Raw genomic sequence first — 25,658 nt, 5'->3', positions numbered from 1 at the left:
ATCCTGTTCAGGCACAAAAAAGGGGCTTGCGCCCCTTTCGTATTTTACATGCTTAAACGCGATATGCAGCGTCTAGTTTAGACACCCGCCGCTACTTACTCGGCGCCCGCCTCTACATTGGCGTTCAAACGAATATTACCTAAGCCCTTAATCGCTTTCTTGGCATCATCCGCTTTCGCCTTTGCATCGGCTTTTGCTTCAGCTCGGGCTTCAGCACGTGCCTGGGCTTCTTGCTCAGCTTTGGCATCACGCTCGGCGCGCTTGGCTTCCATCTCAGCTTTCTTTGCTTCCATTTCTGCGCGCTTTGCCTCGCGCTTGGCTTCCATTTCCGCACGCTTCTCGTCAGCTTTCGCCTTCATTTCAGCGCTTTTGTCTTTGCCGTACTGGTTCGCTTCTTCTGCTGAAGCGCTGGCATTTACTTCGGCATTTGCCTCAACACTCGCTTCGCTAGAGCCGCCAAACAAGCGCCCAAAGAAACCGCGATCGTCGTCAGCCAAAGCCACAGTGCTGCTAAACATCACGGTGGCAGCAATAACACAGTGTTTAATCGACATAATGTATCCCCAGATATTGGTATTTGATTTTTCGTATTGTTACGCACCACGACCCTAGGGTCGTTTTCAGCGCTCACCCAAGTCGATGGGTGATCTACCACTTTCACAGTCTAGATTTGGCGGCAAAGAACTCAAGCGCCCTGAGCAGCAATATTCACCGCAACTAAATCCAAGCTGTATTGTCCGGCAGCGCAAAACGCCACCGCAAACGCAGCTTACACCACCTAGCTGAATGGAATATGAACACTGACTCACAGAAAACAAACCGGGCGAAGCGAGTATTGCGCGGCAAGTGCAATTGCCAAATTTTGGGAATACCCCTATCTTACTAGGGTGATTGCAAAAGAAGACAAGAACACCAAGGAAGGAGTTCTCAATGCAACTAGCCAGACCTTACCTATTAGCGCTCGGCGTTAACCTTTCACTCTTGGCCTGCTCGGGCAGTAATTCTGCCGATACTAATGACGAGCCACTTACCGGCAAGCGATTCTTCGACTCTGCCGCCAGCAAATTTATTTCAGCCTCCCCCGGTATGACTCGCCGCCAAGCCAATTGCATTGTTTCAGCGATGACAGAGAGCGGAGAGATTGGCCTGGGAGAAATCAACGCCATGCGCAGCACCGAGAACGGCTTGAGCGGCCGCCAGTCGCTGATGGCGGCCTATCAAAAGGCCGCCGACGCCTGTCGCTAGTGTTCCCTGGTCGCGCGGAAGCGGACTTTCGGGTGGCGCTCTTCGGTCAATGACAGGTTTACCCTTGTCGGGGCAAGGTAGGTGAGGTGGCCACCACCATCGATAGCGAGGTTCTCGGCGCATTTGCGTTTGAACTCGTCAAAGGCTTTGGGATCGTCGCAATCTACCCAGCGAGCGGTATACACGTTGATCGGCTCGTAGATCGCCTCAACTTTATATTCGTCCTTGAGTCGGTAGGCGACCACATCAAACTGCAGCACCCCAACTGCCCCGACGATCATGTCACTGTTGCGCTGAGGCATAAACACCTGGGTAGAGCCTTCCTCAGACAATTGTTGAAGGCCCTTTTGCAGCTGCTTGGACTTCATCGGATCACGCAGCCGGATGCGGCGAAACAGCTCAGGCGCAAAGTGGGGAATGCCGGTAAATTTCAGCTCTTCACCGCCGGTAAACGTATCGCCGATCTGAATAGTGCCGTGGTTGTGCAGGCCGATGATATCGCCAGACACCGCCTCCTGCACCAGGGAGCGGTCGCCGGCAAGAAAGCTCACCGCATCGGCGATTTTTACATCTTTACCCAGGCGCACATGGCGCATCTTCATACCCTTGCTGTAAGTGCCTGAGCAGATGCGCATAAAGGCAATGCGGTCGCGGTGTTTCGGGTCCATATTGGCCTGAATTTTAAAAACAAAGCCACTAAAGTCCTTTTCACCGGCGTCGACTTCGCGCTGGTCGGTCTTGCGATTCAATGGCTCAGGCGCCCACTCCACAAAGCCATCCAGCATTTCCCGCACACCAAAATTCGACAGCGCGGTACCGAAATACACCGGCGTCAACTTACCCGCCAGATAGGCGTCGTGGTCAAACTCGTGGCTGGCGCCGCGCACCAGCTCGATTTCGTCGAGGTAATCCTCATACTCATCGCCCAACAGTTCTCGCGCGGCGTCGCTCTCGAGCCCGTCGATACGAATATCTTCAGCAATAACACTGCCCTTGCCAGGCTGAAAAACATGGATGGTATCGGTGTAGAGGTTGTATACCCCCTTGAACTCACTTCCCATGCCGATGGGCCAGTTGATTGGCGCGGCCTCGATCCCCAGCACGCTTTCGATTTCATCGAGCAGCTCTATTGGGTCGCGAATATCGCGGTCCATCTTGTTAACAAAGCTGAGGATGGGCGTATCTCGCAGGCGGCACACGTTCATCAACTTAATGGTGCGGTCCTCAACACCCTTGGCACCATCGATCACCATCAGCGCGGAATCCACCGCGGTCAGCGTGCGGTAGGTATCCTCTGAGAAATCCTCGTGCCCTGGGGTGTCCAGCAGATTGACGATGCGGCCCCGATAAGGGAACTGCATCACTGATGAAGTTACGGAAATGCCGCGCTCCTTTTCCAAACTCATCCAGTCAGAGGTGGCCGATTTGTCGTTCTTTTTACCTTTAACCGTACCGGCAACCTGGATCAGTTGGCCGAGCAGAATCAACTTTTCAGTGATGGTGGTTTTACCGGCGTCGGGGTGGGAAATAATCGCAAAGGTGCGACGCTTGGCGATTTGCTGATCTAGCGACTGCTCTGACATGGGCTATCTTCTGCTGTGTGAAAAGAACCGGCACGCTCACCGGAAAAAGATCGGCGATTCTACGCCATCGCCGCACCATTTTCAGCAATTGCGCCGCCAAACTGTTCAAATATTAGGCATTTATCTGGTGCTACCCCGCGTTATCGCGTAAGCTAGCCCGCCGCCAAAACAGGCGGCTTTGAACACAGGGAGCCCCGCTCGACTGGCACCGGCCACTCGCCAACGCCGCTCCCCCATTGAGACGATCTATGCAGTTTACTTCCCTGGGCCTGTCGGCCCCGATTCTTGAAGCCGTTACCGATAGCGGTTATACCACTCCCTCACCAATCCAAGCGAAAGCCATTCCCGCCGTATTAGAAGGCCGTGATGTGATGGCTGCCGCGCAAACCGGCACAGGCAAAACCGCCGGCTTTACCCTGCCGATTTTGGAGATGCTCTCCACCGGCAAGCGCGCCTCATCCAACCAGGCCCGCGCATTAATCTTAACGCCGACTCGCGAACTCGCCGCCCAGATCGGCGACAATGTACACAAGTACGGTAAGAACCTGCCGCTGCGTTCAACGGTGGTTTTCGGCGGCGTAAAAATCAACCCGCAGATGATGAAGCTGCGCAAAGGCGTTGATATTTTGGTGGCGACCCCTGGCCGCCTGCTCGACTTGTACCAACAAAATGCCGTGCGTTTTGACGAACTGGAAGTGCTGGTGCTGGATGAAGCCGACCGTATGCTGGACATGGGCTTTATTCACGACATCCGAAAAATTCTGGCGCTACTGCCCGCTAAACGTCAGAACCTGATGTTTTCCGCGACCTTCTCTGATGATATTCGCAAGCTTGCCAAGGGCATTGTTAACAACCCCGTCGAAGTGTCGGTAACGCCACCAAACAGCACCGCCGAACGCGTCGAACAATGGATATGCCCGGTCGATAAAAAACGCAAACCGGCACTGCTGGCAAAATTAATTGAAGAGAATGGCTGGCATCAGGTACTGGTGTTTTCCCGCACTAAACACGGCGCCAATAAACTCAGCCGTTTTCTCGACGAACGCGGCATTCCCTCGGCACCGATCCACGGCAACAAGAGCCAGAATGCCCGTACCAAAGCGCTGGCGGAGTTTAAAAGCGGTAAGATTCAAGCGCTGGTGGCCACCGATATCGCTGCGCGCGGTTTGGACATTAGTCACTTGCCCTACGTTGTGAATGTCGACCTGCCAAATGTGCCGGAAGATTACGTGCACCGCATCGGTCGCACGGGGCGCGCCGGAGCTGCCGGGCAGGCCGTTTCACTGGTGAGCGCCGACGAATTTGACCAACTCAGCGACATTGAACGCTTGATCAAACAACTGCTGCGCCGCGAAGAAATTGAAGGCTTCGAGCCAAGCCACGTATTGCCGGAATCGCGCCTGAACGCGCGCCCTGGACGCAGCCGTAAGCCACAGCAAAACCGCAAACCTCACTCGGAGCACCGGGACGGACAGCGCCCACCGCAAGCGAGACGGCGTCGCCGCCGCCCCGCCGCTGACGGCAACCGCAGTGCGCGACCAGCAAATGGAAACCGCTAATCCCGACCGAGCGCGGCGCAGGTAGAGACGCCTGACGCCGCGCGCTGCTTACTGCGGCGCTTATGCCTGGCGCGGCGGCGTTTGGCGCGTCGCGTCAACCACAGATAGCCGCCAGTGAAGGCCAACAGTAGCGGCGCCAACCCCAGCACACTCCATATCACGCGACTGGTCAGCCCGGCGAAGTTCCCAAAGTGCAGGCGCCGAAAGCTGTCCAATACCTTTGCCCCCATCCCAGCAGTGCGAATATCGCTCGCCGCTAAAACTTCACCCGTGTCGGCATTGAAACCGACGCTGCTCGCGTATTCACTCAGCAGAGGATTGGCCGAGCCAACGTCACCCCAGAAACGGATCGCCCGACCGGGCTCCCAGGGCAGGGATAAATAGCGGGCCGTAAAGCCGGGCAACTGCGACTGACTCTTGGCAAGCAAGGCATCCAGCGACAGGGCGCGACTGTACATCGGCCCTTCAACTATCGGATGCTCGTGGCCATCGGCATGCTCTTGGTATTCCTCGATACTGTGCGCGATATTCCAATAGCCTCCGGTAATACCGAGCACCAACAACACCGGCGATGCCAGCGCACCACTCAACTTGTGCAGGTCGCTGTAGTAGACGATGCGCCGACCGTGGCGGCGCAAGGTGAACAGATTTTTCCAAAACCTGCGATGCAGAATCAGGCCGCTAATACCAAGCAGGCACAGCACGACCGCCACCACCGCACTCACAATAATGCCGGCATCGTCCAACAACAGGGTGTAGTGCAACTCCAGCAACCAGTCACTGAGGTAGTGATCGGTGGCCACCGCTGGCGCCAATATTTCACCGCGATAGGGATCTACCAAGGTATACAGCCAGTCTCGGCTGCCGTGCGCAATCACATACACCTGATCGGCACGCTGGGGGTCATCAAACAGCGTCCAACCGACGATTTCATGATTCGGCAAACCTTGGTGCAGCACCGTTTGCAATGCACCCAGAGACTGCCGCGGCCCAGCCACCTCAACCCGCACCTTTTCGGGCATCAGCAGGCGGTCAATTTCGTGCTTGAACACGAGGACACTGCCGGTCGCACAGATAATGACCAAGGGTAGGCAAGCGGCCAGCGCCAACCAGCTGTGCCATTTGAACAGCCACTTATTCATGTCAGTAGTTCCAACGCACCGTCAGCGACGCGTTGCGAGGCGCGGCATAGAACGCCTGGTCCCAATAGAGGCTGTTCAGGTATTTTTCATCACCGAGGTTATTGCCATTGATGGCGATGCTCAGCGTTTCATCATACTGATAGCTGACAAAGGCATTCACAACGGAATACGCCTCCTGCTCCACACGCATTCCATCTTTGGTATCCCGGCGGGTATCATCCTGCCATCGCACGGAACTACCCACCTTCCATTTCGACGCCCAGGGCAATTGATAGCTCAGCGCCGCAGCAAGAATACGCTTAGGCACAAAGCGCCGGGCCGTATCGCCCTCTTCATCCTCTATACGCAGTTGGGTAAGGCTGACATTCGCCGACAGGCCCTCAGTGATCTGGCCGTAGACATCCAGTTCCAGACCTTCGCTTTGATAGTCGCGACCAACATAGACGTTCCGCCCCAGCGTTGTGTCAAAACCATCCGACTCGGCAACGTGCTGGTGCTTGGCTTGGAATAGCGCCACAGCAACGGTTAGGCGCTGGTCAAAGAAGGCCGACTTTAAGCCCAGTTCCGTATTGCTCCCTTCGGCGGGGTCTAAACGGTCATCATTGCGATCCAGGTCGCGCTGGGGCATGAACGTTTCGGTATAGCTCAGGTAGGCACTGTGATTATCGGCATATTCATACACCACACCGCTGTAGGGCAGTATCTTGCCGCTGGCCCGCGTCGCCTTCGACTTCCCGTAACTGTCGCCCTTGCTGCGCCAGTCCAACACCCGGGCGCCACCAATAAAGCTTAACTGCTCGCTCAGTCGAATACGGCTCGCCGCGTAAGCCGCCTGCTGAACATCCTGCCAGTCGCTGCCGGTGCGGCCATCGACAAAATTCGGCGTCGGCGCGCGTCCCCGCCACTGCGAAAAATCGCCTATCGCGGGGAAGCCATTGGTGTAGTCATATAGGGAAACATCTTCAATATTGCTCTGCGCATAGTTAACGCCGAAAACAGCGTCGTGTTCACGCCCCCACAGCGTGTAACGCCCTTGCAAGTAGGCATCAAGCTGTTGGCGGCGATCATCCAGCGTGTATTCGCTGGCATACCCGATCATGCCAGACTCAGACGCCCGGTCCGGCAAGTTATACATATAAAACAGGTGGCTATCGCTATCGGTGTCGTCGTATTGATACACCGATTTAAACTGCCAGTCTTCGGCAACCGGCACCGACCATTCGACAAAGGCACTGCGGTTGCGATTATCCCAGTATGCCCAATCTGCCGAGGTACTTGTCGACACGTCGTAGTCTGTCTGGCTGCCATCGCTGTAGTTCATCGGCAGCGCCCCCCAAAGCGGACTGTCTGCCTGGCGGTCTTCAATGGTGAGGCCCGCGGTTAAGCGACCGGCACTGGCGAAGTCCTGTTCAATCACCCCGTAGATAACGCGATTGTAGGTTTCGTAGCGATCTAAATGCGACTCGCCTTTTTCAATGGCCGCCACTAAACGGCCTCGGGTATTGCCCGCCAGTGCCCCACCGGCATCCAATTCTAAACGCCGTGTGTTCCATGAACCCAGCGTCGCGGCCACCGAGAGCGCGAGGTCATCACTGGGGCGCTTGCGAATTAAGTTGATCGTGGCCGAGGGATTACCGGCCCCCGACATCAAGCCATTGGCACCGCGCAGCACGTCGATACGTTCGAAGAGCGCCGAGTCGACACTGCCATACACACTACCCGAGCTGAGCGGCAAGCCAATGCCGTCGCGCTGAAAATTGGTGATATCGAAGCCGCGAGCCGTGTAGTAGGTACGATCGGTCTCAATACTTTGTACCTGAACCGTCGCCTGATTGGCCAGCGCATCATTGAGGTTGTGCAGAGCGAAATCATCGAGTTGCGAACGGCTGATCGCACTTAGCGATTGGGGGGTTTCCAATACCGACAACCCCAGGCGGGTAGCCGTTTCGCCATCACTAAGGCCGTACTGCGCGGCATCGCGCTGGCCGTATACCTCGACGGTTTCCAAGTGGTCATTGGCAAAAATAGGGGGGCTAAAAATAAGGCTCAGGGCCAGTGGCCCGGTGTAAATCCGCCAAGACGACATACTGCACGCTCCATGATCTAACGAAAGAGCGCAGCATGCTATTGCAAATGATATTGATTATCAACTCTATTATTGATTGCGACCATCGTCCTCCAACCAACGTTTGCGTCGCACCTGGGCGCGCAACAGACTGACCACCTCATCAAGCGCGGGGCCGAAATCTCGCGGTCTGGCGCGGCGCTCATCAACGAGGTCATCGATAACACTGCGCACCAAGCTCTCCAGTAGTTCTCCACCCAGTGCCGCGTTGTTGTCGCCGTAGCCAAATAACTCATCAATGGTGTCGCAACTGGCGCTGACCAGAATACTCTCCAGTGCCTCGATAATGGCATCGCCGACGCCCGGCAACCGATCCAGGCGCTGCGCCGCCGCATTGTGCGCAAGAGTGCGCCGCACAAGTTCGGTAACGTAACGATGAATATCCTGGCGGCGCTGCCCGTAAACGGTATTTGCCGTTGTACCGATGCGCTCGGCCAGCGCCGATGACAACGGCTCCCGACGCGGCGCAATGACCTTCTGCAAAATTTGGTCAGGTAGCTCCGACGCACCACTGCGCAGTTCAGACTGAACGCCGGAGAGCACATTGTCGACAATACGGTCCGAGAGCTCTTCAATCAAAATGCGGTAGTAACGCATCACAATGCCGTAGGCGGGCCACTGCTGAACATGGATCAGGCCCAGACGCTGCAGGCGGAACAATATCGAAAACACCCGCAAAATTCTCAGCCAGCGAAAGCCCGCCAGGGGTATGCAACCCAGCACGTCGTACCAGTGAACGAAGGGATAAAACCACCAGCGCTCATAGCGGCGCTCCCACGCTGCCAAGCCCCAGCCCAAAACGACGTCGAAGACAAACACCGCCACAAAAAGTAAGTCGATAATTTGGAAATTTGCATGCACCTGATCGGTATAGCGCTGATGAAAAGCAGGCAACACGTCAGCTAAAAACTGGTTCAACGGTGCGAAAATAAACAGGCTATCGAAGACAATCAGCAGCAGGTTGGCCGACACTAACAATATCACCAACAGATCCCACAACAGCAGTAACTGCTCTTCCAGGCGGCTACTCTGTTGGCGGCTGTGACGGCTCTTCGCGGATTCTTCTGGCTCACTCATCGCGGCATCCTTTTTGGCGAGATCAATACTGTGACCGACCAAGGCCGCTAGGATTCAACCCGATTTGGCGGCGTGCTCTAGTTGGCTGCGCTGGCGAACCCGCTCAGCAGGAATACTGAGCTGGGCGAGCAAATATTCTTTGAACTCCGGCGGGTAGTCCTGCCGATCCAGTGCGCGCTGCATGCACCACAGCCATTGGTCTCGCTCTTCTGACCCGATTCGCAAATGCTTGTGGATATCGGGAATACTGATCGCACCGAAGTGCTCACGATACAGGCGCGGCCCGCCCAACCAGCCCGACAGAAAATAACTCAAGCGCTGGCGCGAAGAGGACAGGTCGTCAGGGTGCATGGCACGGATTACCGCCGCATGGGGTTCGGTGTCCATAACGGCGTAAAAATCATCGACCAGCGCAGTAATGCCCGCCAGCTCCCCCGCCGCTTTGTAGGACGCATCGCCCTCGCCAAATGCCAATTTAAGACTCACACTCGCCCCTCAATATCATCGCCGCCGCGCGCTCAGTCACCGTTATCGTCACAGTCGCTCTATGATGACAGCGGCGCCAATACCCGAGGCGCCGGTTGCAACGACCATCCCCAGGCGGCCATCGCGCTGTTCCAACGCATCCACCAAACACGACAATAGTACCGCACCGGTGGCGCCCATTGGGTGCCCTTTTGCCAGGTGGCCGCCAGCAATATTCACTTTACTGGGGTCAACGCGATAACGTTGCTCAAACAGCGCCGGCACAACGGCAAAGGCCTCCATCATCTCGATAACATCGATATCGTCCAGCGATAAACCCGCACGACTCAGCACCTGCTCCATCGCCGCAAAGCCGCCCGTCAGGGACTCCTCAGGACTGCCGCAGTACTCTGACAGTGCAATGAAGCGGGCCCGCGGCGCGCTTTGCAACGGCAAACTCGCAGGGCCGATCAACGCCACCGCAGCACCATCCACCATGGGCGGCATATGCGCAAAACTGTGTCGCGCGTCCAATGCGCGGCCATGCAGCGTCTCAGCATAGGGCTTGGCAAAGTCGGCAAAGGCCGGTGGCATCGCCGCCAGGCTTTCAGCAGAAAGCTGCGCCTGAATCGCTTCGTCGCGATCTGCCAGCACACTGCCGTCGGCCGACGTCATCGCCACCAGCGACGCATTGAACGCCGCCTGTTGCTGCGCAGCCGCCGCTCGCTGGTGGGAGCGCAATGCCTGTGCATTGAGTTGTTCAACCGTCACATCAAACTGACTGGCCAACAGGTCAGCGGCCACCGGAACAGGAATGAATCGTCCCTTGCGCGGCAGACTAGCGTCACTGTAATAGCTGGCGCGGTCGGCCATAAAAGGTACCTGGCTTAGATTCTCGACGCCGCCCGCCAGGCTCATATGACTCATGCCAGCCTGTACTGCCAGCACCGCCTGGCTAATGGCCGTGAGACCCGATACGCAGTAGTTATTCAGCGTGTAAGCGGCTGCACTGTCGCTAAGCCCTGCGGCCATTTTGCTGACCAGGGCAATATTACCCCCCTGACTGGACACTTGACCGACACAGCCCAGCAGCAGCTGCTGAGCCGACTCTCGCACGCCCGGGTGACGCCCTTCCATGGCCGACAACAACTGCCTAACCATCTCGTGTGGCGGCATCGTCGCCAAACTCCCCTGCTCGGCTTTGGCCTTGGCTCGCGGGCTGCGCAAACAGTCGTATAGGTACGCGTCCATTTCTGCTCCTTATTCCTCTCGGTTCACCGCTCACGGGCGGGCAGGAAAAAGGTATCACAATGCAAGTAATAAATCTTACGCAGGCAAACGAAGAAAGAAGACCGCTGCCATCACCAGCCCCACCACCACAATACCGCCGCGTAACCACGACGCTGGAATACGATAGGCCAACGCGGCACCCGTATACCCGCCAACAATAGCGGCCAGCGCCATCGGCAGGAAAGACGCCCACGCCACCATGTCACCCGCCGCATACACCAACACCGCAATAGCAGTTAGCACCGCGGACAACACATTTTTCACCCCGTTCATGCTGTGCAGATTGCGCTGCCCGAGTAAGCCCAGGGCCGCCAACAAAATAATGCCCAAACCACCATTGAAATAGCCGCCATAGAGACACACCACAAACACACTGCTAAGGGCCAGAGGTCGCCTAACCTCGCGGACGGAAGCCAGTAATGAAGGGGCCAGTGCGAACAGCATGGTTGCCAGCAGTATCAACCAGGGCGCCAGGCGCGCGAACCACTGCGGGTCGCCGACCGTTAACAGCGCCGCGCCAAGGCTGCCACCCAGTAGGCTAATCCCTAACAGACGTGACCAAGACAGGCCTGCAGGCGCATGAATATCGCGACGAAAGCGCCAGGCGCTCATGATATAGCCGGGCAGCAACGCCGCTGTACCCGTGGCATTCGCCATTACCGGCGGCAATCCGGCAAACACCAGTGCCGGTAAGGTGACAAAACTGCCGCCGCCCGCCAGTGCATTCATCGCCCCACCGACAAATCCAGCGGAGACAATTAGCAGTAGCTCCACGCAAAACCTCCCGTACCGCTCAGTGAAATCTGAAGATGCAAATCAGCCAGCGATCGGCGCCCGGTAATCGCGGCTGTAATACCCCGGCGGTTATTGACGACTCTGCGGCGCCCTAAGCGAATAGACCACCAGCCAAGCGCCCAAGGTAAGATCCACCGCTGCGCAAAAGGCTGGCCACCAGATCGGTACACCGGGGTTGTCGATAAGGCCGTCGTGGAGGATATCGAATATGCCGTGCAACGCGATGCCAACGCCCACCCCCAGCGGCCAGTAAAACGCGGCAAGCAAGGCCGCTGCGGTAAACGCCAGCGCGACAAGCGCCTCCTCAAAAACAGCTTGCCCAGCCATACAGGCAAACAAAAGGTAGTAACTGGCGATCACAATTAACACGGTGGGGTAAAAGCTTCTATCCCGGTCAAACTGCATCCAGCGTGCAGATGCCGCAATCACCACCGCAAGCGCGATCCCCAGCATAATGGGCATCATGTTTTCTCTCCACAAACACTAATCGCAGGCTGCTCAGTCATTGAAATACGCACTGTGATCAGCCTCGTAAAATAAGCGATCATTGGGACGGGGAATGGCCGAGGGCAAGCCCGAGCCACGCCGCGTCCGCGCAGCGGTGTACTTAAACCCGGGGCCGGAGGTTTTTTCGTCACACCACAAGCAGGCATTGAGCTTACCGGTTTTTTCATTCTCCAGCGGGCAGCCATTGGCCTGAAGGATGGCCCGCAAGGCTGGGTCGTCGCTCTCCACATCCGCGGGGCAGGCACTAAATTCGCCTTTCACCATGGTATTGAAAACGCCGCGCAACAGCGGCGACAACCAGGCATCGCGCCCGTAACTGCGCATACAGTCCAGAGCACATTCGGCGCCTGTATGAATGCCGTTGTACGCCCAGCTTTCCGCACACATTTCTGTGAAGCCCACTTCCTCGATAATGCACTGCTTAACGTCGTCCAGCTTGCTGAGCTGCCCTCGCCCCTTCTTGGTACAGGCGCGCACCGGTGTCGTTTGATCGGGAATGCCCATGTAAGCCGCTAGATCTTGTAGCGTCGAGCACGTGCCGCAGTGGTACTGATGCGTAATGGTCCAGCCCGCTTGTTTAGCTGCCTCGCCATTGGCGAAGGTTTTCAGCTCATAGCGCTGCTGGGCTGCATCGGTAAACTTTACCGCACACACCTCCTGCGCCACAGCCTTGCCGTGACTCACGTCGCTGAACCACTGGCTGACGCGCTGTTGCTGGAAGTAATTGGGACGGCCATTTTCCAACTCGTAGCCTTCAGCAATATCAGCGTAACCCTCCGGGTTGTGAACCGTTTTGCCGTCGCGAACGACACTGCGCGGTTTGGGCAACGCTATCGAGACCCCCTCCGCGCGAGGATAATAGGGATTGGCGCTGGCAAAGCCCTCGCCGCGATTCACATCACTCTGCAGGGCGAGCTGCTCAACGATATCAGCGTGATTCACCGCCCGGGTGTTATAAAGGCGGATGACCAGCTCCCGCGTCTCGCTCTGGCCTAGTGCCACCCCGGTATTCGGATTGCGGTAGTGAATATCGGCGTCGAGGATATTGTAGCGGCCAATATGGGTCTGCGGCGCAGGCTCTGCCACCGCAAACTCAGCAGCCACCAGCACGCCAAGGCAGAGAAGAAGGGCTTTCATTCGCACAGTCTCTTGTCGATAAAAGCGTGATTAAAGCAGACGCTGCGCGCTGGCGCCCTCGTCTTTTTGGCGCTTGTGAGCGATCACATAGACATGGGATTGCGGGTGCTGATCGCGCTCGCAGTGGAGGATGGTCAGCCCCTCGCTCATTAGCACGCGGAGATTTTCCGAAATACCGATAGAGCTGTAGTGAAAATCGCGACCGTGCCACTGGTCGATGTGGCTGCCCTCGGCGTCGCCGAAGCTGTATATCAGCACGCCGTTGTCATCGAGTAGTCGACACAGCTTTCTCAGCACTGGCTCGTGCTCGTTGAGCGGGAGGTGAAAAAGGCTGTCCCAGGCCAGAATCAGTGCGAAGCGCCGCTGGCTCTGCCATTGGCAAATGTCGGCGCGACAGAATCCCAGCCCCGGATGCGCCTGTTGCGCCAGACTCAACATCCCCGCCGAAACATCGATGCCCTCAGGCGTAAAGCCCGCTTGCTGAAGGGCGTCAATCATCCGCCCTCCCACGCCGCAACCGACATCCAGTGCGTCGCCCACAATCGGGCAATAACGTATCGCGCGCCGCAGGGCACTCAGTCCGTAGTCAGAATGCAGCATATCGCGCTGATAAAGCGGGGCAATGTAGTCGTAGGTTGCGCCAAGTTCCTGCGGCGTCATGGATTCGTCCTTGCTGTGGGCCGGTATCAACAGGCAGTGAAGCTCACCTTAACGTAGAGGCCCAGCATAAAATAAAGTTCCGCTTTAATATCTGCGCCACTTTGCAAAAATCCCATTCAATCCGCGAACGCGCCCTACGCTCTCGGTGTGGGTACATCGTCAACACCCACATCTTGCTGGGCTATCAAGGCATCCACCTCGCTGTCGGTATCGGCGTCGGCGTCCAAACCGGCATCTGCGCGATGCTGCTCAGCCACCAATACCAGCTCGGTGTACAAGGCGAAGTGGTCGGAGCCAAAGGCCGGCAGTCGGTCAATCCCGGCAACAGCAAAGTGGCTGCTGTGAAACACGTGATCCAAGGGCCAGCGCATGCCCGGATATTTCGCGTGGAAGGTATTGAACATCCCGCGCCCAACCCGGGGGTCCAGCAGGCCGCTTTTCTTGCGGAACAAGCGCGTTGTTCGCGACCAGGCCACATCATTCAGGTCGCCGCATACCACCACTGGCTCGCGGCAGGCATCCAGCTTCTTGGCAACCACCATCAGCTCGGCATCGCGCTCCGCCGATTCGTCATTTTCTGTCGGGCTCGGTGGTGCAGGGTGCAGGCAGTGTAAGCGCAGCCGCGGTCCGCCTGGCATTTGCAGCAACACATGTATCGACGGCACATCCTCTTCGACCAAAAATTCAACGTGGCTATCGAGCAGCGGCCAGCGCGAATACAAGTGCATACCGTATAAATTATCCTGAGGACATTTAACGCTGTGGGGGTAGTCGACATCCAGCTCCGCCAGGGCGTTTTGCCACCACGCATCACTTTCCAGGGTCACGAGCACATCGGGGCGCGTCTCCCGCACCAGCGACAAAAATGCCTCAGCGTTGCGATTGGGGGTAAGCACATTCGCCGTTAACAGGCGCAGCGTGGGTAGCCGTGTTTCAGCCGGTGCATCTGGCACCTCCTTGGGATAAAACGGCGTGTAGGGAATGATCCACCACCACTGATAGACGGCGCAGGCTGCGGTCACCCCCACCATCGCCTGCACCCACTCCTGATTGCTATCTAATAGCAGATATTGCGCTGCCACCAAGGCGCTGGCCAGCAGAGCAATTTGCATGCGCGGGAAATCAAACGCGCGTACCCACCACTGCTGCTTGGGCAGGGCCGGCAATAGCGAGGCCACCACGCAAACCAAGCTCAATACTACAATTACCGCGCCCATTACGATTCCTCGGCCATGCGAATATCGGCACTGACAATGCGGCCCTCTCGCAGGCGATAGCGCGCGTGCAACAACAACTCCAGGCTCTCGCCCTCGGCAAATGAGTGACCCATAAAGTCTGCCACCGCCACCTTGGCAGTGAAGCGGTCGCGAATATCAACGACGTATTCGTCGCCCTGGCAGGCAATATGTTCAGGCGTCATGTGGTCGTAGAACTGGGCGATAATGTGTTTGTACACCGCTAGAATCGCGTCAGGCCCACGCAGTGCCCCATCGGCGGTATGCAACACAATATCAGGGTGATAAAAATCCCTCAGTGCATCGGGGGATTCTGAATTATAAGTGCGAAAATAGTCTTCAATAATCGCTTTACTCATCCCGCGTCGCCTCTGTGCCTATAGGGGTACTCGCCGCACGCAACAGTGTTATACGGTAGGCCAGCGCCAGCAAAAAACATAGCACAGCGGGTATCGTCAAAGCGAAGAAGCCAAGCCCGGCATAGAGCCAGGCCCCGGCACTGCCGCCGCCGGTAAAACCCAAAATGATCAGCATAAACAGGCTGGCTTTGCGGCGGTCAAAGTGCTCGCCCCGCAGCGCGGCGCCGATCATTATCCCGAGGTCAGTGAACAAGCCGGTCACATGGGTGGTGCGAACCACAGCCCCGCTGTACCGGGTCGCCATGGCATTTTGTAGGCCACAGGCCGCCGACGCAAAGTAGTGCCCGGCGCCCTGCTCACGCTGAAGAAACGCGATCGCTATCAACAACAGTGCCCCCTCTATCACGAGCAACGTGTCGTAATGGCGTCCCAGGCTCAGGGTTTCGCTGCGGTTCAAATACCCGGAAATTGCGGCGCCCAATAGAAAGCTCAGCAGAATTGCCAATAAATGCCAGGCCCCGGTATCGCTCAATAGGCCAGCGCCCAGCAGCGTAGCGGTGCCGGACAGGTGAGAAACCGACTGGTGGGCAAAACCTAGCAGGCCCACCGCATTAACGATGCCGGCCAGCAGCGCCAAGGTAAAGGCGCCCAGCTCCAACCAACGCGGCAGTGAATGAATCAACGCTAGCTCCCTTTGTCTGTCGGACAAACCCGTGGAACCGTTGCAGGACGGTTTGCGAAATTGACGCTACGCCAGTGGAAACGCACGTTGCCATTCGCTACCGGCACCCGTGCTATAACTCAGCTCACTGCCACCGGGCGCTCGGCAGGGCCTCGCTTGCCAAGCCGCGACCAGTGCCTCGCAACCGGGCGAAAAATACACCAGTACCTCACAGTGCAAGCGCCCCTCTGACTCGTGCCTGGTTATCAAAACCCGCGGCGTGGCAGACGCCGAGTAGCGGCGCTGAAAGTCAGTTACCAGAGCGGTGTGCTGCGGCTCCGCCAGCAGCGCATCGCCTAAATTCAAGCAGTGCCACCCAGCGGCCATCAGCGAATCTTGCGCACCCGTACACTGCGGCCTTTCAGCTTACCGGCCGTCAGCGTGCGCAATGCTTGGTCGGCGACATGTCTGCGCACGGCAACGTAGGCACAGTTATCAAAGATATGAATTTTACCCACTTCTTTGCCGGCAACACCGTCTTCACGAGTGAGTGCTCCAAGGATGTCACCCGGGCGAATTTTCTGCTTTTTGCCGGAGTCCAATTGTAGGCAAACCATCGCCGGTTTATAGCCCGGGGCACTCAATACGGCGGCACTGGGCAGGGGCTCGGGGCGGATCGCCGCCTGACTCTGCGCTTCGAGCCGCTCAATTTTCTGGCGCTCGCGATCGCCAAACAAGCTACAGGCGCGCCCCTTTGCACCGGCCCGACCTGTTCGACCAATCCGGTGAGTGTGAACCTCGGGATCGCGGGCGATGTGGTAATTGATCACCATATCCAGCTCTTCAATATCCAGGCCTCGCGCGGCCACGTCGGTGGCCACCAACACCGACACACTCTTATTGGCAAAACACACCAAGGCCTGGTCACGGGCGCGTTGGTCCAACTCGCCGTGCAGTGCAATGACCTTCAGATTGGCCTCGCGCAGTCGCGCCGCCACCTCTTCGGTATCGCGCCGCGTGTTGCAAAACACCACCGCGGAGTCGGGGCGGTGTTCAAGCAGTAAGCGAAGCACTGCCTCTACTCGCTCGGCATTGTCATTGACGTAATAAAAACTCTGCGCGATTGTCGTTGCGCTGTGCTGCTCTTTAATTTGCAGCAATTCAGGCTGGTTCATCACCCGCGTGGAAATTGCGCGGATCTCATCCGGGTATGTTGCACTGAACAACAGGGTCTGACGCTGCTTAGGCATTTTTTCCACGACGGCGTCCAGCGTCGCCTGAAAGCCCATTTCCAGCATGCGATCGGCCTCGTCCAGAACCAGCATGGAGAGCGCGTCGAGCTTAAGATTGCCCTTGCGCAGGTGCTCCTCTACCCTTCCCGGCGTCCCCACAATAATATGCGCGCCGTGCTCCAGCGAGCCGACCTGCGGCCCAAAGGGCATGCCACCACACAGGGTCAGCACCTTCACATTGTGCACGCCCCGCGCCAACTTGCGCAGCTCTCTCGCCACCTGGTCGGCCAACTCACGGGTTGGGCACAGCACCAATGACTGCACCGCAAAGCGTTTGACCTCCAGCTTCTGCAACACCCCCAAACCAAAGGCCACCGTTTTGCCTGAGCCGGTTTTGGCCTGAGCGATCAGGTCCACGCCGTCGAGAATGCGCGGCAGGGCGCCAGCCTGTACCGCAGTCATTTGCTGATAGCCCAAAGAGGAAAGGTTATTGCGCAGCCCACTTTTGAGCGACAGGCTGGCGAAATCGTAGTGATTCAAGGTGGTACCTATGTATATTGAGCTGGCGGGTATAGGGCTATGATGCCAGTTCAGCCGTGTTTTAAAAGCCCAAAAGCAAAAGGGCAGAACCTCGCGGTTCTGCCCCTTCTCGTTATTCGGCCGTAGCCGAGTAATGCTGATCCGACTAACGGATCACATCATTACAGTACAACGATGTTGTCAGCCTGTGGGCCTTTTTGACCTTGGCTTACAGAGAATTCTACACGCTGGCCTTCAACCAGAGTTTTGAAGCCGCTGCCAGAGATAGCGCTGAAGTGTGCGAACACGTCTGGGCCATTTTCTTGCTCGATGAAGCCGAAGCCTTTAGTTTCGTTGAACCATTTTACTGTGCCAGTAACTGTAGACATATTTCTATCCTGAGTTTTCAAAAATAAGTTTTGCCTCACACGAGGCGGTTGTGCTGGAAGTGTTTCTATTACTTATGAGATCAGGACGAGAACTAAAGGTAGAACATCGAAATGGCGTGCATAAATATTAGGAGCTACTTTCTAGCTGGTGCCCACTATATAGGTAAAGTGAATAGAGGTATAGCTTTTTTTAGGCCGTAAAAACCGCAGCCAAACCCGACTATTCACCACGCTGAGCAATAACAGATTGCGCGCGGCAACTGACGATTGCCGGCGCCTTGTGCAGCAAACTGTCGTCGCGAAGCGCCGCGACCATAAAGCCAGCAAAATCCACCCGCCGCGTTTTATTGCTGGCCAAAATCGGGTCGCCGACGTGCTCGCTCCACACTGGCAACCCCTCGCTGGGGCCCTCCTCTAAGTCGGAACCACGCACTACCGTCCAGCGCCGGTCGCTGGCAAAAACCCGACGACAGGCTTCCACCTGGTCGTCCAGCTCAACCAGGCGCAGCATTTTTGCGATCGCACCCACCAGTTTCAGCAACAGCGTGAAGTGCCAGGGGTAGCGGTCGCGACCATCCATGGTGATGTGCCAGCCACAGGAAAATACCAAGCGCGCGGCGGGCTCAGCATAATCCAGCACCGCCTGCGCCGTACCAGAGGCATACTGCTGGACACCCCAGGGCACCAGCACAACTACGGCACCATCGCAGCCTTGAAGGGCGCGACGCAGCACTGCCCGGTCATTGGTTTTACCGGGAAATATCTCAATGCGGCCGGCAAATTCGTCCAGCTTTTTCACGCTCTCGGGGCGACACACAGCGGCGACCTCATCACCCGCCTCCAATAACTGCCGAACCATGTATTGCCCCAACTTGCCCGAAGCGCCCACCACACAAATTCGCATTTTTATCCCTCGCCTGTCAGCCTGAGCTCAGCCCTGCAAGCCCTCGCGGGCCATAAATTCTGCAACCCGTTGTCGCGCTTGCGCATCGCGATGTTCGTCGCCGCGCCGACTGTCCATTTGGTCAATATAATGCAGTAGCCCCACCTCGTTAAACGCGTACATCGGGGTATCGCTGCAAACATCGGCGGCCTGCTGCGCCGACAGCAGGCTGGTTCGCGCATGGTACAAGCGATTGTGGTGACTATTATCGAGTATCAATAAACCCGGCTGACGATTCAGCAGCAGACTACTGCCCTCTTCAAGACTGCGAGCCACCCACTGCTCGTGTAAGGCATCAACAGAAAGCTGTGGCTGCTGGCCCTGCAACTGGTAAAAGCGCTCAGCCATCGTATGGCCCATCACCCAGGTAGCGAAATAACGGCGCGGTGCAGCCAGCCAAAAGGCCGTCGGATACGGCGGTGTGTCCTGGTGGGGGCTCTGACAAAAGTCAGTGAGATAGGGATTGCTGCTGTATGCATGCTGCTGAGGCGCGCGTTGCGCCAGGGTGTAATTGGTGGGGTTCAGCGGCAAACCGGGGAATTCGATAATGCCCCATTCAAAAATTTCCTTGCGCAGCTGCTGCAAGAAGTCGTAGGCCGAGGCATTAAAAGGGTGGCAGCCGTGCAGCGCTTCAGGCACCGCTATGCGAAGCCCTAACAAACGGCCATCCAGGCGATAGCATCCCGTAGTAACCGTGCATTCTGCAGCGATGTCATCAAAGCTAAAGGCGGGGCGGGACATACACACTCGGAACTATTCGCGACCGTAGGCCCGCCACATTATAATCAGCCTCCCCTAATTACCAGCCCGGGAATGCCCGCAATGAACACAGCAATGGCGCGCCACATCCTTGTCGCGACGGAGGCCGAAGCCTTGGATATCAAACGCCGCCTTTCGAAAGGGCAGGCCTTTGATGTGCTGGCACGCAAGTATTCCACGTGCCCCTCAGCGAAGAAAGGCGGCGATCTCGGCGAAGTTCGCCGCCGACAAATGGTACCCAGCATCGACAAGGTGATTTTCAATAACGCCCTGCGCCAGACCCACGGCCCGATCAAGAGTAAGTTCGGCTATCACTTGGTGCAGGTGTATTTTCGCGGTTAAGAGCGTCACCTGCTGGGCCGCGCCTGAAGGCGTTTCGCCGCGATGATTATCGCGGTTATCGAAAAGCCAGCCCCCAAAACCATCATTGTAATCACCAACACATCCCAGAGCGGACGACGGTTCAACAGCGGCAAAAAGTCCCAGCTATGCAAGCCGTTGTATAGCCAGCGCCGCAATCGCTCGCGCTGAGTAAGCCTGCCACGCAGCTCACCCGTGAGCGGGTCAATGTGGAACCACGTTGCCTGTGGGTCGTCAAAACGCAGCCGCATCACCGGCAGTGGACGATAGCGCTGGTGATGGCTGTAGTAGTACACATCGTGCCCGGCCAGCACCTCAACCCAGTAGCCGTGGTCGGGCAGCAGCTGCGCTGCGGCATCGGCGATCTTCGCCGCCATCACCGGCTCACGCTGCCAGGACAGCGGCCGCAATAAGTCTGTATGGCGAGGGGAGCGCGAGCCAAGCAGGTAATATTCGCCGCCCAATCGTCGCCAATGTAATTCTCGGTATTCCCCGCTACGGAGAACCTGTTGAAGCGTGGGCAGTGACGCCACCTCGTCCGCGATTTCCCCTCCGCCGTAATAGCGCTGCGCCTGCCGTGAGTAGGGCTCACCTGACGAAAAAATTCCCCACGGGCTCATCGACATCAAACCGCTAAACATATAGGTGGCGAAGAATAATACGCAGATCAGCCCCATTACGTGGTGCCATTTCATCACCCCACGATAGGGGCTATAACGACGCCCCTTGTAGGGCTTGCGCAAACGCAGACGCCAAATGCCAACAACGGCCCCACTGGCAATAGACAGCAACCCCAATAGCGATAAAGCAATTACCAACTGCGCCCACAGTTCTGAGTGGCGACGCAGCGCCGCCGGATAGAGCCAATGCAGGTTGGCCCCCAGCCAATTCCAGCTGCGTTCAAAGCGCGTGGTATCTCGCAGCACCTGGCCCGTTTGCGACGACACATAAAGCTGAAGCCCATCCTCGGTGCCAAGGTCCACCCGAAAGAGCGGGCGATGCTCGCGCAAGCTCGACGATAAGCTCCACTGGTCGTAGTCGATACTCGCCACCGATACCACCCCAGCGTCACCGGCCGCCAGGCGACCACTGCGCCGGGCAAAGGCCTGCGCAAACCCGACGGCCTCCTCCGCAGAAATTGCGGCGACGGGCTCGGCCGTATCAGCGTAATACCGCTCTGTTCGGCCATCGCTGAAACCAACAACATAGGCAGCGCGATCGCCAATGGCGCGCAGGCTGAGCTGAGTAACGCCCGCCTCGCTCAACAACTGCCGCGGGGAAACGGCAACGGCAGAGGCCCGCAGCGGCGGCAAGCCCGCCAGTCGTTCCTCCTCGCTCAAGCCTGGATAGGGCACATACATCAGCACAATGCCGCTGATAAACCACATGGCAAACAGCACGCACATAGCCACACCCAGCCAGCGATGCCCCAGATATAAATACCGCTTTAGTTTCATCTCGCCGCGCCTCAGAAGCGATAATTCAAACTGAGGTCGGCAGCGCGCCCATCTGCCAGGATCCATTGATCACCATAGGGTGCCAACACATAGTCGCGGGTGTCCGACAGGTTTTTACCGCGCAAACTTATTTGCAGGGCATCACTGACCTGCCAGTGAAGGGCCGCGTCGACAACGCGGTAGGACGGCAATACCGAGGTGTTACTGTCATTAGCATAGCGCTCACCCACATAGCGCAGGCCCGCACCCAGCTGCCAGTGAGGATGCCACTGCCAACGCAGCCACAGGTTGGCGGTTTTCTCGGCGACATTGCGCGGGGTGTTCCCGGAAAGATCATCGCTGCCTTTCACGAACTCCTCGTAACGCGCCCGCGCCAATGCCAGATTAAAATCAAGGCTGACCGACTCGCTTACCTGTGTATACACCTCCCACTCGATACCTCGGGAAGATTGCTCACCAATTTGCCGCTGCACACCGCCGGGGTCAGCGCTCAACAGGTCGCGTTTGACGATATCGTATACCGCTAAACTGGTTTGCAAACGCCCCTGCCAGTACTGCTGTTTTATGCCGAGCTCTACTTGCTCACCCCTGGCCAGCTCTACGTCATCGTTCACCGATGTCAGTACCGATCCAATGGGGTCGAGTGCACGGCTGTATTGCGCATAGACAGAGGTTTCCTCTGACGGCTGGTAAACCGCACCAACACGCCAACTGCCGCCACTGGGCGACGAGGTACTGCGCGACGCGCTCTGGCCGTTGCGCTCGATCTCAAGTCGGTCGTAGCGCAAGCCCAACACGGCACTCCACTGTGGCGTGATTTGCAGATGATCGTCGAGAAACAAGGCGACTTGCTGTGTCTCACTGCTGAAGTCATCGCTGGTGGCACTCTGCACACCGTCGCGCCAACGGCCCGGCGCAGGCTGCTCCAGGTCGACGCTACTGCTGCCTTGGTAAGGGGAGTTGTTGCGGTGGCTGAAGTCGATATCGTTCACTTCCAGACCGATGTTGAATCGGTTGTCACGCCCCAGTAGGGGTTGCGCTAAGGTGACATCCGCGCGATAGCCCAACTGCTCCTGGTCGTGCAGTATTTCCAGATAGAAACTCCGGTCCACCTCACCAGAGGCCGAGTTGTAGGCGTAACTCTCAACATTGCGCCAGTGGCGATCGGCACGCATGTAGTAGAGTTCACTGCGGAGTACCGCCGCCTCGCTGATCTGCCAAGTGGCAGAGAGCCGCGGCCACAAATCCTGATAAGACACGAAGGCATCGCTAACATTGTAATTATTGCGGCGTGTCGACGGATGCACCCGACCATCGACCAGTGGCGTTCCCCAGTACGGCGCGGCATCAGTGTCGGCAATATCGACGGCAAGCTGCCACGACAACTGCGCCGTCTGCTGAAACAAGACACCAACCGCCAGCGCCTGTCGATGCTCATCGGCGCGGTCCACGTAACCATCGCTGCGGTGATCCACCGCATCAATGCGGTAGGCGAGCTGGTCGGATACCGCATCCCCCAGGCCCAGCGCAAAACGTCGCAAACCAAAACTGCCTGCACTGATATCAAGCTCATTCGGCGCCTTCTCGAAGGACGGCTTTTTCGGCACGTAATTCACCGTGGCGCCAATGGCGCCCACACCATTGATCACCGAACCAGGGCCACGCAGCACCTCAATGCGCGCCATTGTCCAAGTGTCGGCAGGGAAGCTGACCGTGCCACTGCCCACATACAAGCGCTTGCCATCATAGGTGCTAACCACCGAACTGTGCCCGGCAAACCCGCGAACGGACGTGGCACTGCCGCCATTTCCCGGCGAGGCATTGGCGGCGAAGCCCGCCGCCCGCGTTAGCGCAGACAAGCCCGAGAAGTCGCCCTTTTCAGCAATGTCTTCTCCGGTGATGACCGCCACGCTGGCGGGAGTTTCCATAACGGTTAAGCCCAGCCGAGACCCGGCCCGGTGTTGCTCATACAACGATAAGCCCGCCGACGTGTCGGCTTCGGCGGTCACCGCCATTTCTTCAAGTTGAAGATGCTCCGCAAAATTTGGCGCGCACCACACCAGCCCGCTGCACAGCAGCAAACATCGCGTATTGTTCATTGTGAAACCTCAAACGTAAGTTAAAAAACGCATGAGGGAGGGGACGAGGGAATTCGACAGCGAGCCGCAAGGGCCAGAAGAAGTCCAACGCATGAAGCCCTCCGCTTCATTGCTGTTAACGTCTAAAGGCCGGTATCGGGCTCTCATCGAAATGATCACCGTTGCGGGGGCAGCGTTGGATTCACCTTGGCGGTTTACCAAACTTCCCGTTTAACCTGCCAGACCGATTGCTCGTGTCGACAGGCACCTTCAGAACGCGGGGGAGCATACCACAGCTCGCCCGCTGCACAAGTTTGTCAGGCCAATAAGGCAAGAATCAGAAATAGCGCTGTGCCGGACAAGCTCAGCTGTATGGTGCGTGTTTTCAGCCCTTTTGAGGCAAAGCCCAAATACAAACCACTGAGCATAATCACGACCAGCGCCATCGAGAACGCAATTTCAAACTGCTTATACAACGTGGGGCCGTGCCCCTTGTGCAGCTCGATTAAAGCGGCAATCAAATCGGGCTTGGCAGCGACAATATGCAGGCCATCGTCGCGCTGTATCAGCTGGTAGAACTGACGGTTGGTCGGGCGAGTATCCAGGTTTTCGCCGCGGTGCTTCAAATACTGGAAGTTACTATTCAGGCCCTGCTCTTGGAGTAAGTCGCGCACCTGTTGCTCGAGGTCGGGGCTTTGGGTATCGATCTTTACCGGCACAACAGCTACGGTCTCTTTTTCGACACTGCCCTTTACACCCAACAGGTAGAGCCCACCTGAGAGCGCCATGATCACCACCATCGGCGCAAAGAACGCGGCTAAATACAGGTGAATATTGATAACTAGCTTTCTGGACATTACTGCACTCCCTTACAACCAAAAATGGCATGCCAGAATAGCATGCCATTGATGTCGGAGTTTGACGCAGCTCTATGACAGGCGCATTAAAATGCGTATTGCCAGCCCGCGGTTAGCGTCGAGTCCAGTTCCATTTGCGGACCGTCCAAGTGCTGGTAAACCGGCTCGCCATATTCCAGCGCCAGCCGGTGCCCCTTCGCAGCCCCTTTCAGGAACAGGTAATTGAGGCCCAATGAGAGCTCGCTGCGCTCGCCGCCCTGCGCATCGGGGTCCGCCGTTGGCACCATCATCGGATTCAGATCGTCTCGCGCACCGTCGATATTTCCCCAGGCGCTGTGAGTTACGCGCAGCGAAGCGCTCAACGCCGGAGAGAAGCTGTGCGCCAACCACGCACTTACTTGGGCGCGATTGCCAAGACGGTAGTCGTTGTCGTTGTAGTCACTGCGAATGGTCAACGCCAGCTGGGCGCCCCAGCTCAGTGACGCCTCCTGACCACTGTAGGTCACACCCGGCAGCAGGTCGACGCTGCCACTACCCAGTTGCATGCGGTAGGGCAGCTTGGCATTTTTCATTGCTGGCGTGTCATCGCGCTCGTCAATGCTACCAGTTGGCAAGCTAAGCCCGAGGTTGGCGTGCACTCGATGGGCATTATCGGCAGAGGTATACAGTGTGACCAGCGCCGAGGCCTTCACGTCGCCCCAACCACTGCTCTCTGTCGTAAAGCTACCACCCATGCGCGTTTGGTGATCCATTTCGTTACTCAGGTAGGGCAGCATAAACATCAGCGTAACGTCATCGCTGGGTGCATACATGGCACCAAACATATGCATTTCCATATCCATGCTTAGCGGCGCAACCATATAGGGGCCGGGGTTCATCATCGTGCCGGTAATCTCTCGGGCAGAGAGCGAGTCACCACCGCCGAGATTGCCTTCCATCTCCATCGCCATATAGCGGTAGGAGAACATCCACTCACCCGCTTTGTGAGTGTGGTCGCCCATTACCCCAATGGGGCCGTGGGCGGCCGCGCCCATCGACGCCACCTGCACAATGTCGTCGTGCGCAAATACAGGGGTTGAGCTTAAAACCGCAGCCGACAGCAGCGCCGTGCAAAGAGTAGAGCGGGACATAGAAATTGCCTGTTGTTATGACTAAGCCTAAAGTGGGCTACATGGTAGCAAAATCGCCGCCACCCTCTCTGCGACAAAATGTCGCAGTCATTCG

The 25,658-nt window shown here is 57.3% G+C and carries 26 protein-coding genes and 1 riboswitch; of the genes, 3 read left to right on the top strand and 23 right to left on the bottom strand.

Annotated features, from left to right (window positions below; all coding sequences use genetic code 11):
• Window positions 1–95: 95 nt before the first annotated feature.
• Window positions 96–554, bottom strand: coding sequence for a hypothetical protein (locus AC2Q8J_RS13240; RefSeq protein WP_424144838.1), 459 nt, complete (start codon window positions 552–554; stop codon window positions 96–98).
• 376 nt (window positions 555–930) lie between these two features.
• Here AC2Q8J_RS13240 and AC2Q8J_RS13235 point away from each other — a divergent pair, with 376 nt between their 5' ends.
• Entirely contained in the window at window positions 931–1,245 is a 315-nt protein-coding gene (locus AC2Q8J_RS13235) for a hypothetical protein (RefSeq protein WP_286694623.1), read from the top strand.
• On the opposite strand, the gene AC2Q8J_RS13230 is transcribed toward AC2Q8J_RS13235, so the two are convergent.
• Window positions 1,242–2,828, bottom strand: a complete 1,587-nt coding sequence (locus tag AC2Q8J_RS13230) for a peptide chain release factor 3 (RefSeq protein ID WP_424144837.1) — start codon at window positions 2,826–2,828, stop codon at window positions 1,242–1,244. The genes AC2Q8J_RS13235 and AC2Q8J_RS13230 overlap by 4 nt on opposite strands.
• Before the next feature lie 248 nt (window positions 2,829–3,076).
• On the opposite strand from AC2Q8J_RS13230, the gene AC2Q8J_RS13225 reads away from it, so the two are divergent.
• Complete coding sequence (locus AC2Q8J_RS13225; protein WP_424144836.1) at window positions 3,077–4,387, top strand: DEAD/DEAH box helicase; 1,311 nt, start codon at window positions 3,077–3,079, stop codon at window positions 4,385–4,387.
• On the opposite strand, the gene AC2Q8J_RS13220 is transcribed toward AC2Q8J_RS13225, so the two are convergent.
• From AC2Q8J_RS13220 to AC2Q8J_RS13140, 17 genes are all read right to left on the bottom strand, one after another.
• A complete protein-coding gene (locus tag AC2Q8J_RS13220; protein ID WP_424144835.1) occupies window positions 4,384–5,529 on the bottom strand; it encodes a PepSY-associated TM helix domain-containing protein in 1,146 nt (381 codons plus the stop codon). The two genes, AC2Q8J_RS13225 and AC2Q8J_RS13220, sit on opposite strands and share 4 nt — an antisense overlap.
• 1 nt (window position 5,530) lies before the next feature.
• On the bottom strand, window positions 5,531–7,615 hold the full coding sequence (locus AC2Q8J_RS13215) for a TonB-dependent siderophore receptor (protein WP_424144834.1): 2,085 nt from the start codon (window positions 7,613–7,615) through the stop codon (window positions 5,531–5,533).
• Between the two features lie 69 nt (window positions 7,616–7,684).
• Entirely contained in the window at window positions 7,685–8,731 is a 1,047-nt protein-coding gene (locus AC2Q8J_RS13210; protein WP_424144833.1) for a hypothetical protein, read from the bottom strand.
• A gap of 54 nt (window positions 8,732–8,785) precedes the next feature.
• On the bottom strand, window positions 8,786–9,217 hold the full coding sequence (locus tag AC2Q8J_RS13205; protein WP_204996295.1) for a group II truncated hemoglobin: 432 nt from the start codon (window positions 9,215–9,217) through the stop codon (window positions 8,786–8,788).
• Window positions 9,218–9,265: 48 nt separating this feature from the next.
• On the bottom strand, window positions 9,266–10,447 hold the full coding sequence (locus AC2Q8J_RS13200; protein ID WP_424144832.1) for an acetyl-CoA C-acyltransferase: 1,182 nt from the start codon (window positions 10,445–10,447) through the stop codon (window positions 9,266–9,268).
• Between the two features lie 75 nt (window positions 10,448–10,522).
• The gene (locus AC2Q8J_RS13195; protein ID WP_424144831.1) at window positions 10,523–11,260 is read right to left on the bottom strand and encodes a sulfite exporter TauE/SafE family protein; all 738 of its coding nucleotides are present in this window, start codon (window positions 11,258–11,260) and stop codon (window positions 10,523–10,525) included.
• Between the two features lie 90 nt (window positions 11,261–11,350).
• Complete coding sequence (locus tag AC2Q8J_RS13190; protein WP_424144830.1) at window positions 11,351–11,746, bottom strand: hypothetical protein; 396 nt, start codon at window positions 11,744–11,746, stop codon at window positions 11,351–11,353.
• A gap of 33 nt (window positions 11,747–11,779) precedes the next feature.
• The gene (locus AC2Q8J_RS13185) at window positions 11,780–12,925 is read right to left on the bottom strand and encodes a hypothetical protein (protein WP_424144829.1); all 1,146 of its coding nucleotides are present in this window, start codon (window positions 12,923–12,925) and stop codon (window positions 11,780–11,782) included.
• Between the two features lie 30 nt (window positions 12,926–12,955).
• Window positions 12,956–13,585, bottom strand: coding sequence for a class I SAM-dependent DNA methyltransferase (locus tag AC2Q8J_RS13180; protein WP_204996290.1), 630 nt, complete (start codon window positions 13,583–13,585; stop codon window positions 12,956–12,958).
• A gap of 134 nt (window positions 13,586–13,719) precedes the next feature.
• Window positions 13,720–14,802 (bottom strand): endonuclease/exonuclease/phosphatase family protein, encoded by a 1,083-nt coding sequence (locus AC2Q8J_RS13175; RefSeq protein ID WP_424144828.1) that lies wholly within the window; start codon window positions 14,800–14,802, stop codon window positions 13,720–13,722.
• Window positions 14,802–15,179, bottom strand: coding sequence for a nuclear transport factor 2 family protein (locus AC2Q8J_RS13170; protein WP_286694637.1), 378 nt, complete (start codon window positions 15,177–15,179; stop codon window positions 14,802–14,804). The genes AC2Q8J_RS13175 and AC2Q8J_RS13170 overlap by 1 nt, the downstream gene beginning before the upstream one ends.
• A complete protein-coding gene (locus AC2Q8J_RS13165) occupies window positions 15,172–15,861 on the bottom strand; it encodes a YoaK family protein (RefSeq protein ID WP_424144827.1) in 690 nt (229 codons plus the stop codon). Before AC2Q8J_RS13165 ends, AC2Q8J_RS13170 begins: the two co-directional genes overlap by 8 nt.
• 66 nt (window positions 15,862–15,927) lie before the next feature.
• Window positions 15,928–16,227: a hypothetical protein gene (locus AC2Q8J_RS13160; RefSeq protein ID WP_424144826.1), complete on the bottom strand. Its 300-nt coding sequence runs from the start codon at window positions 16,225–16,227 to the stop codon at window positions 15,928–15,930.
• Window positions 16,227–17,612, bottom strand: a complete 1,386-nt coding sequence (gene dbpA, locus AC2Q8J_RS13155; protein WP_424144825.1) for an ATP-dependent RNA helicase DbpA — start codon at window positions 17,610–17,612, stop codon at window positions 16,227–16,229. Before dbpA ends, AC2Q8J_RS13160 begins: the two co-directional genes overlap by 1 nt.
• A 161-nt stretch (window positions 17,613–17,773) precedes the next feature.
• Entirely contained in the window at window positions 17,774–17,980 is a 207-nt protein-coding gene (locus AC2Q8J_RS13150) for a cold-shock protein (RefSeq protein WP_168448358.1), read from the bottom strand.
• 220 nt (window positions 17,981–18,200) lie between these two features.
• Window positions 18,201–18,884, bottom strand: a complete 684-nt coding sequence (locus tag AC2Q8J_RS13145) for an NAD(P)-dependent oxidoreductase (protein ID WP_286694640.1) — start codon at window positions 18,882–18,884, stop codon at window positions 18,201–18,203.
• 27 nt (window positions 18,885–18,911) lie between these two features.
• Entirely contained in the window at window positions 18,912–19,664 is a 753-nt protein-coding gene (locus tag AC2Q8J_RS13140; protein WP_486451500.1) for a hypothetical protein, read from the bottom strand.
• Window positions 19,665–19,745: 81 nt separating this feature from the next.
• On the opposite strand from AC2Q8J_RS13140, the gene AC2Q8J_RS13135 reads away from it, so the two are divergent.
• On the top strand, window positions 19,746–20,024 hold the full coding sequence (locus AC2Q8J_RS13135) for a peptidylprolyl isomerase (protein WP_286694642.1): 279 nt from the start codon (window positions 19,746–19,748) through the stop codon (window positions 20,022–20,024).
• 5 nt (window positions 20,025–20,029) lie between these two features.
• On the opposite strand, the gene AC2Q8J_RS13130 is transcribed toward AC2Q8J_RS13135, so the two are convergent.
• From AC2Q8J_RS13130 to AC2Q8J_RS13115, 4 genes are all read right to left on the bottom strand, one after another.
• Entirely contained in the window at window positions 20,030–21,499 is a 1,470-nt protein-coding gene (locus tag AC2Q8J_RS13130) for a PepSY domain-containing protein (RefSeq protein WP_424144823.1), read from the bottom strand.
• 11 nt (window positions 21,500–21,510) lie between these two features.
• Window positions 21,511–23,598, bottom strand: a complete 2,088-nt coding sequence (locus tag AC2Q8J_RS13125; RefSeq protein ID WP_424144822.1) for a TonB-dependent receptor — start codon at window positions 23,596–23,598, stop codon at window positions 21,511–21,513.
• A gap of 110 nt (window positions 23,599–23,708) precedes the next feature.
• Window positions 23,709–23,864, bottom strand: a riboswitch (cobalamin riboswitch).
• Window positions 23,865–23,894: 30 nt separating this feature from the next.
• Window positions 23,895–24,434 carry a hypothetical protein gene (locus AC2Q8J_RS13120; RefSeq protein ID WP_424144821.1) on the bottom strand — a complete coding sequence of 180 codons (540 nt, stop codon included), beginning with the start codon at window positions 24,432–24,434 and terminating at the stop codon, window positions 23,895–23,897.
• Window positions 24,435–24,520: 86 nt separating this feature from the next.
• On the bottom strand, window positions 24,521–25,564 hold the full coding sequence (locus tag AC2Q8J_RS13115) for a transporter (RefSeq protein WP_424144820.1): 1,044 nt from the start codon (window positions 25,562–25,564) through the stop codon (window positions 24,521–24,523).
• Between the last annotated feature and the right edge of the window lie 94 nt (window positions 25,565–25,658).

Source organism: Spongiibacter sp. C9W, from assembly GCF_057370015.1.
This window is presented reverse-complemented; position numbering and strand designations above follow the sequence as displayed.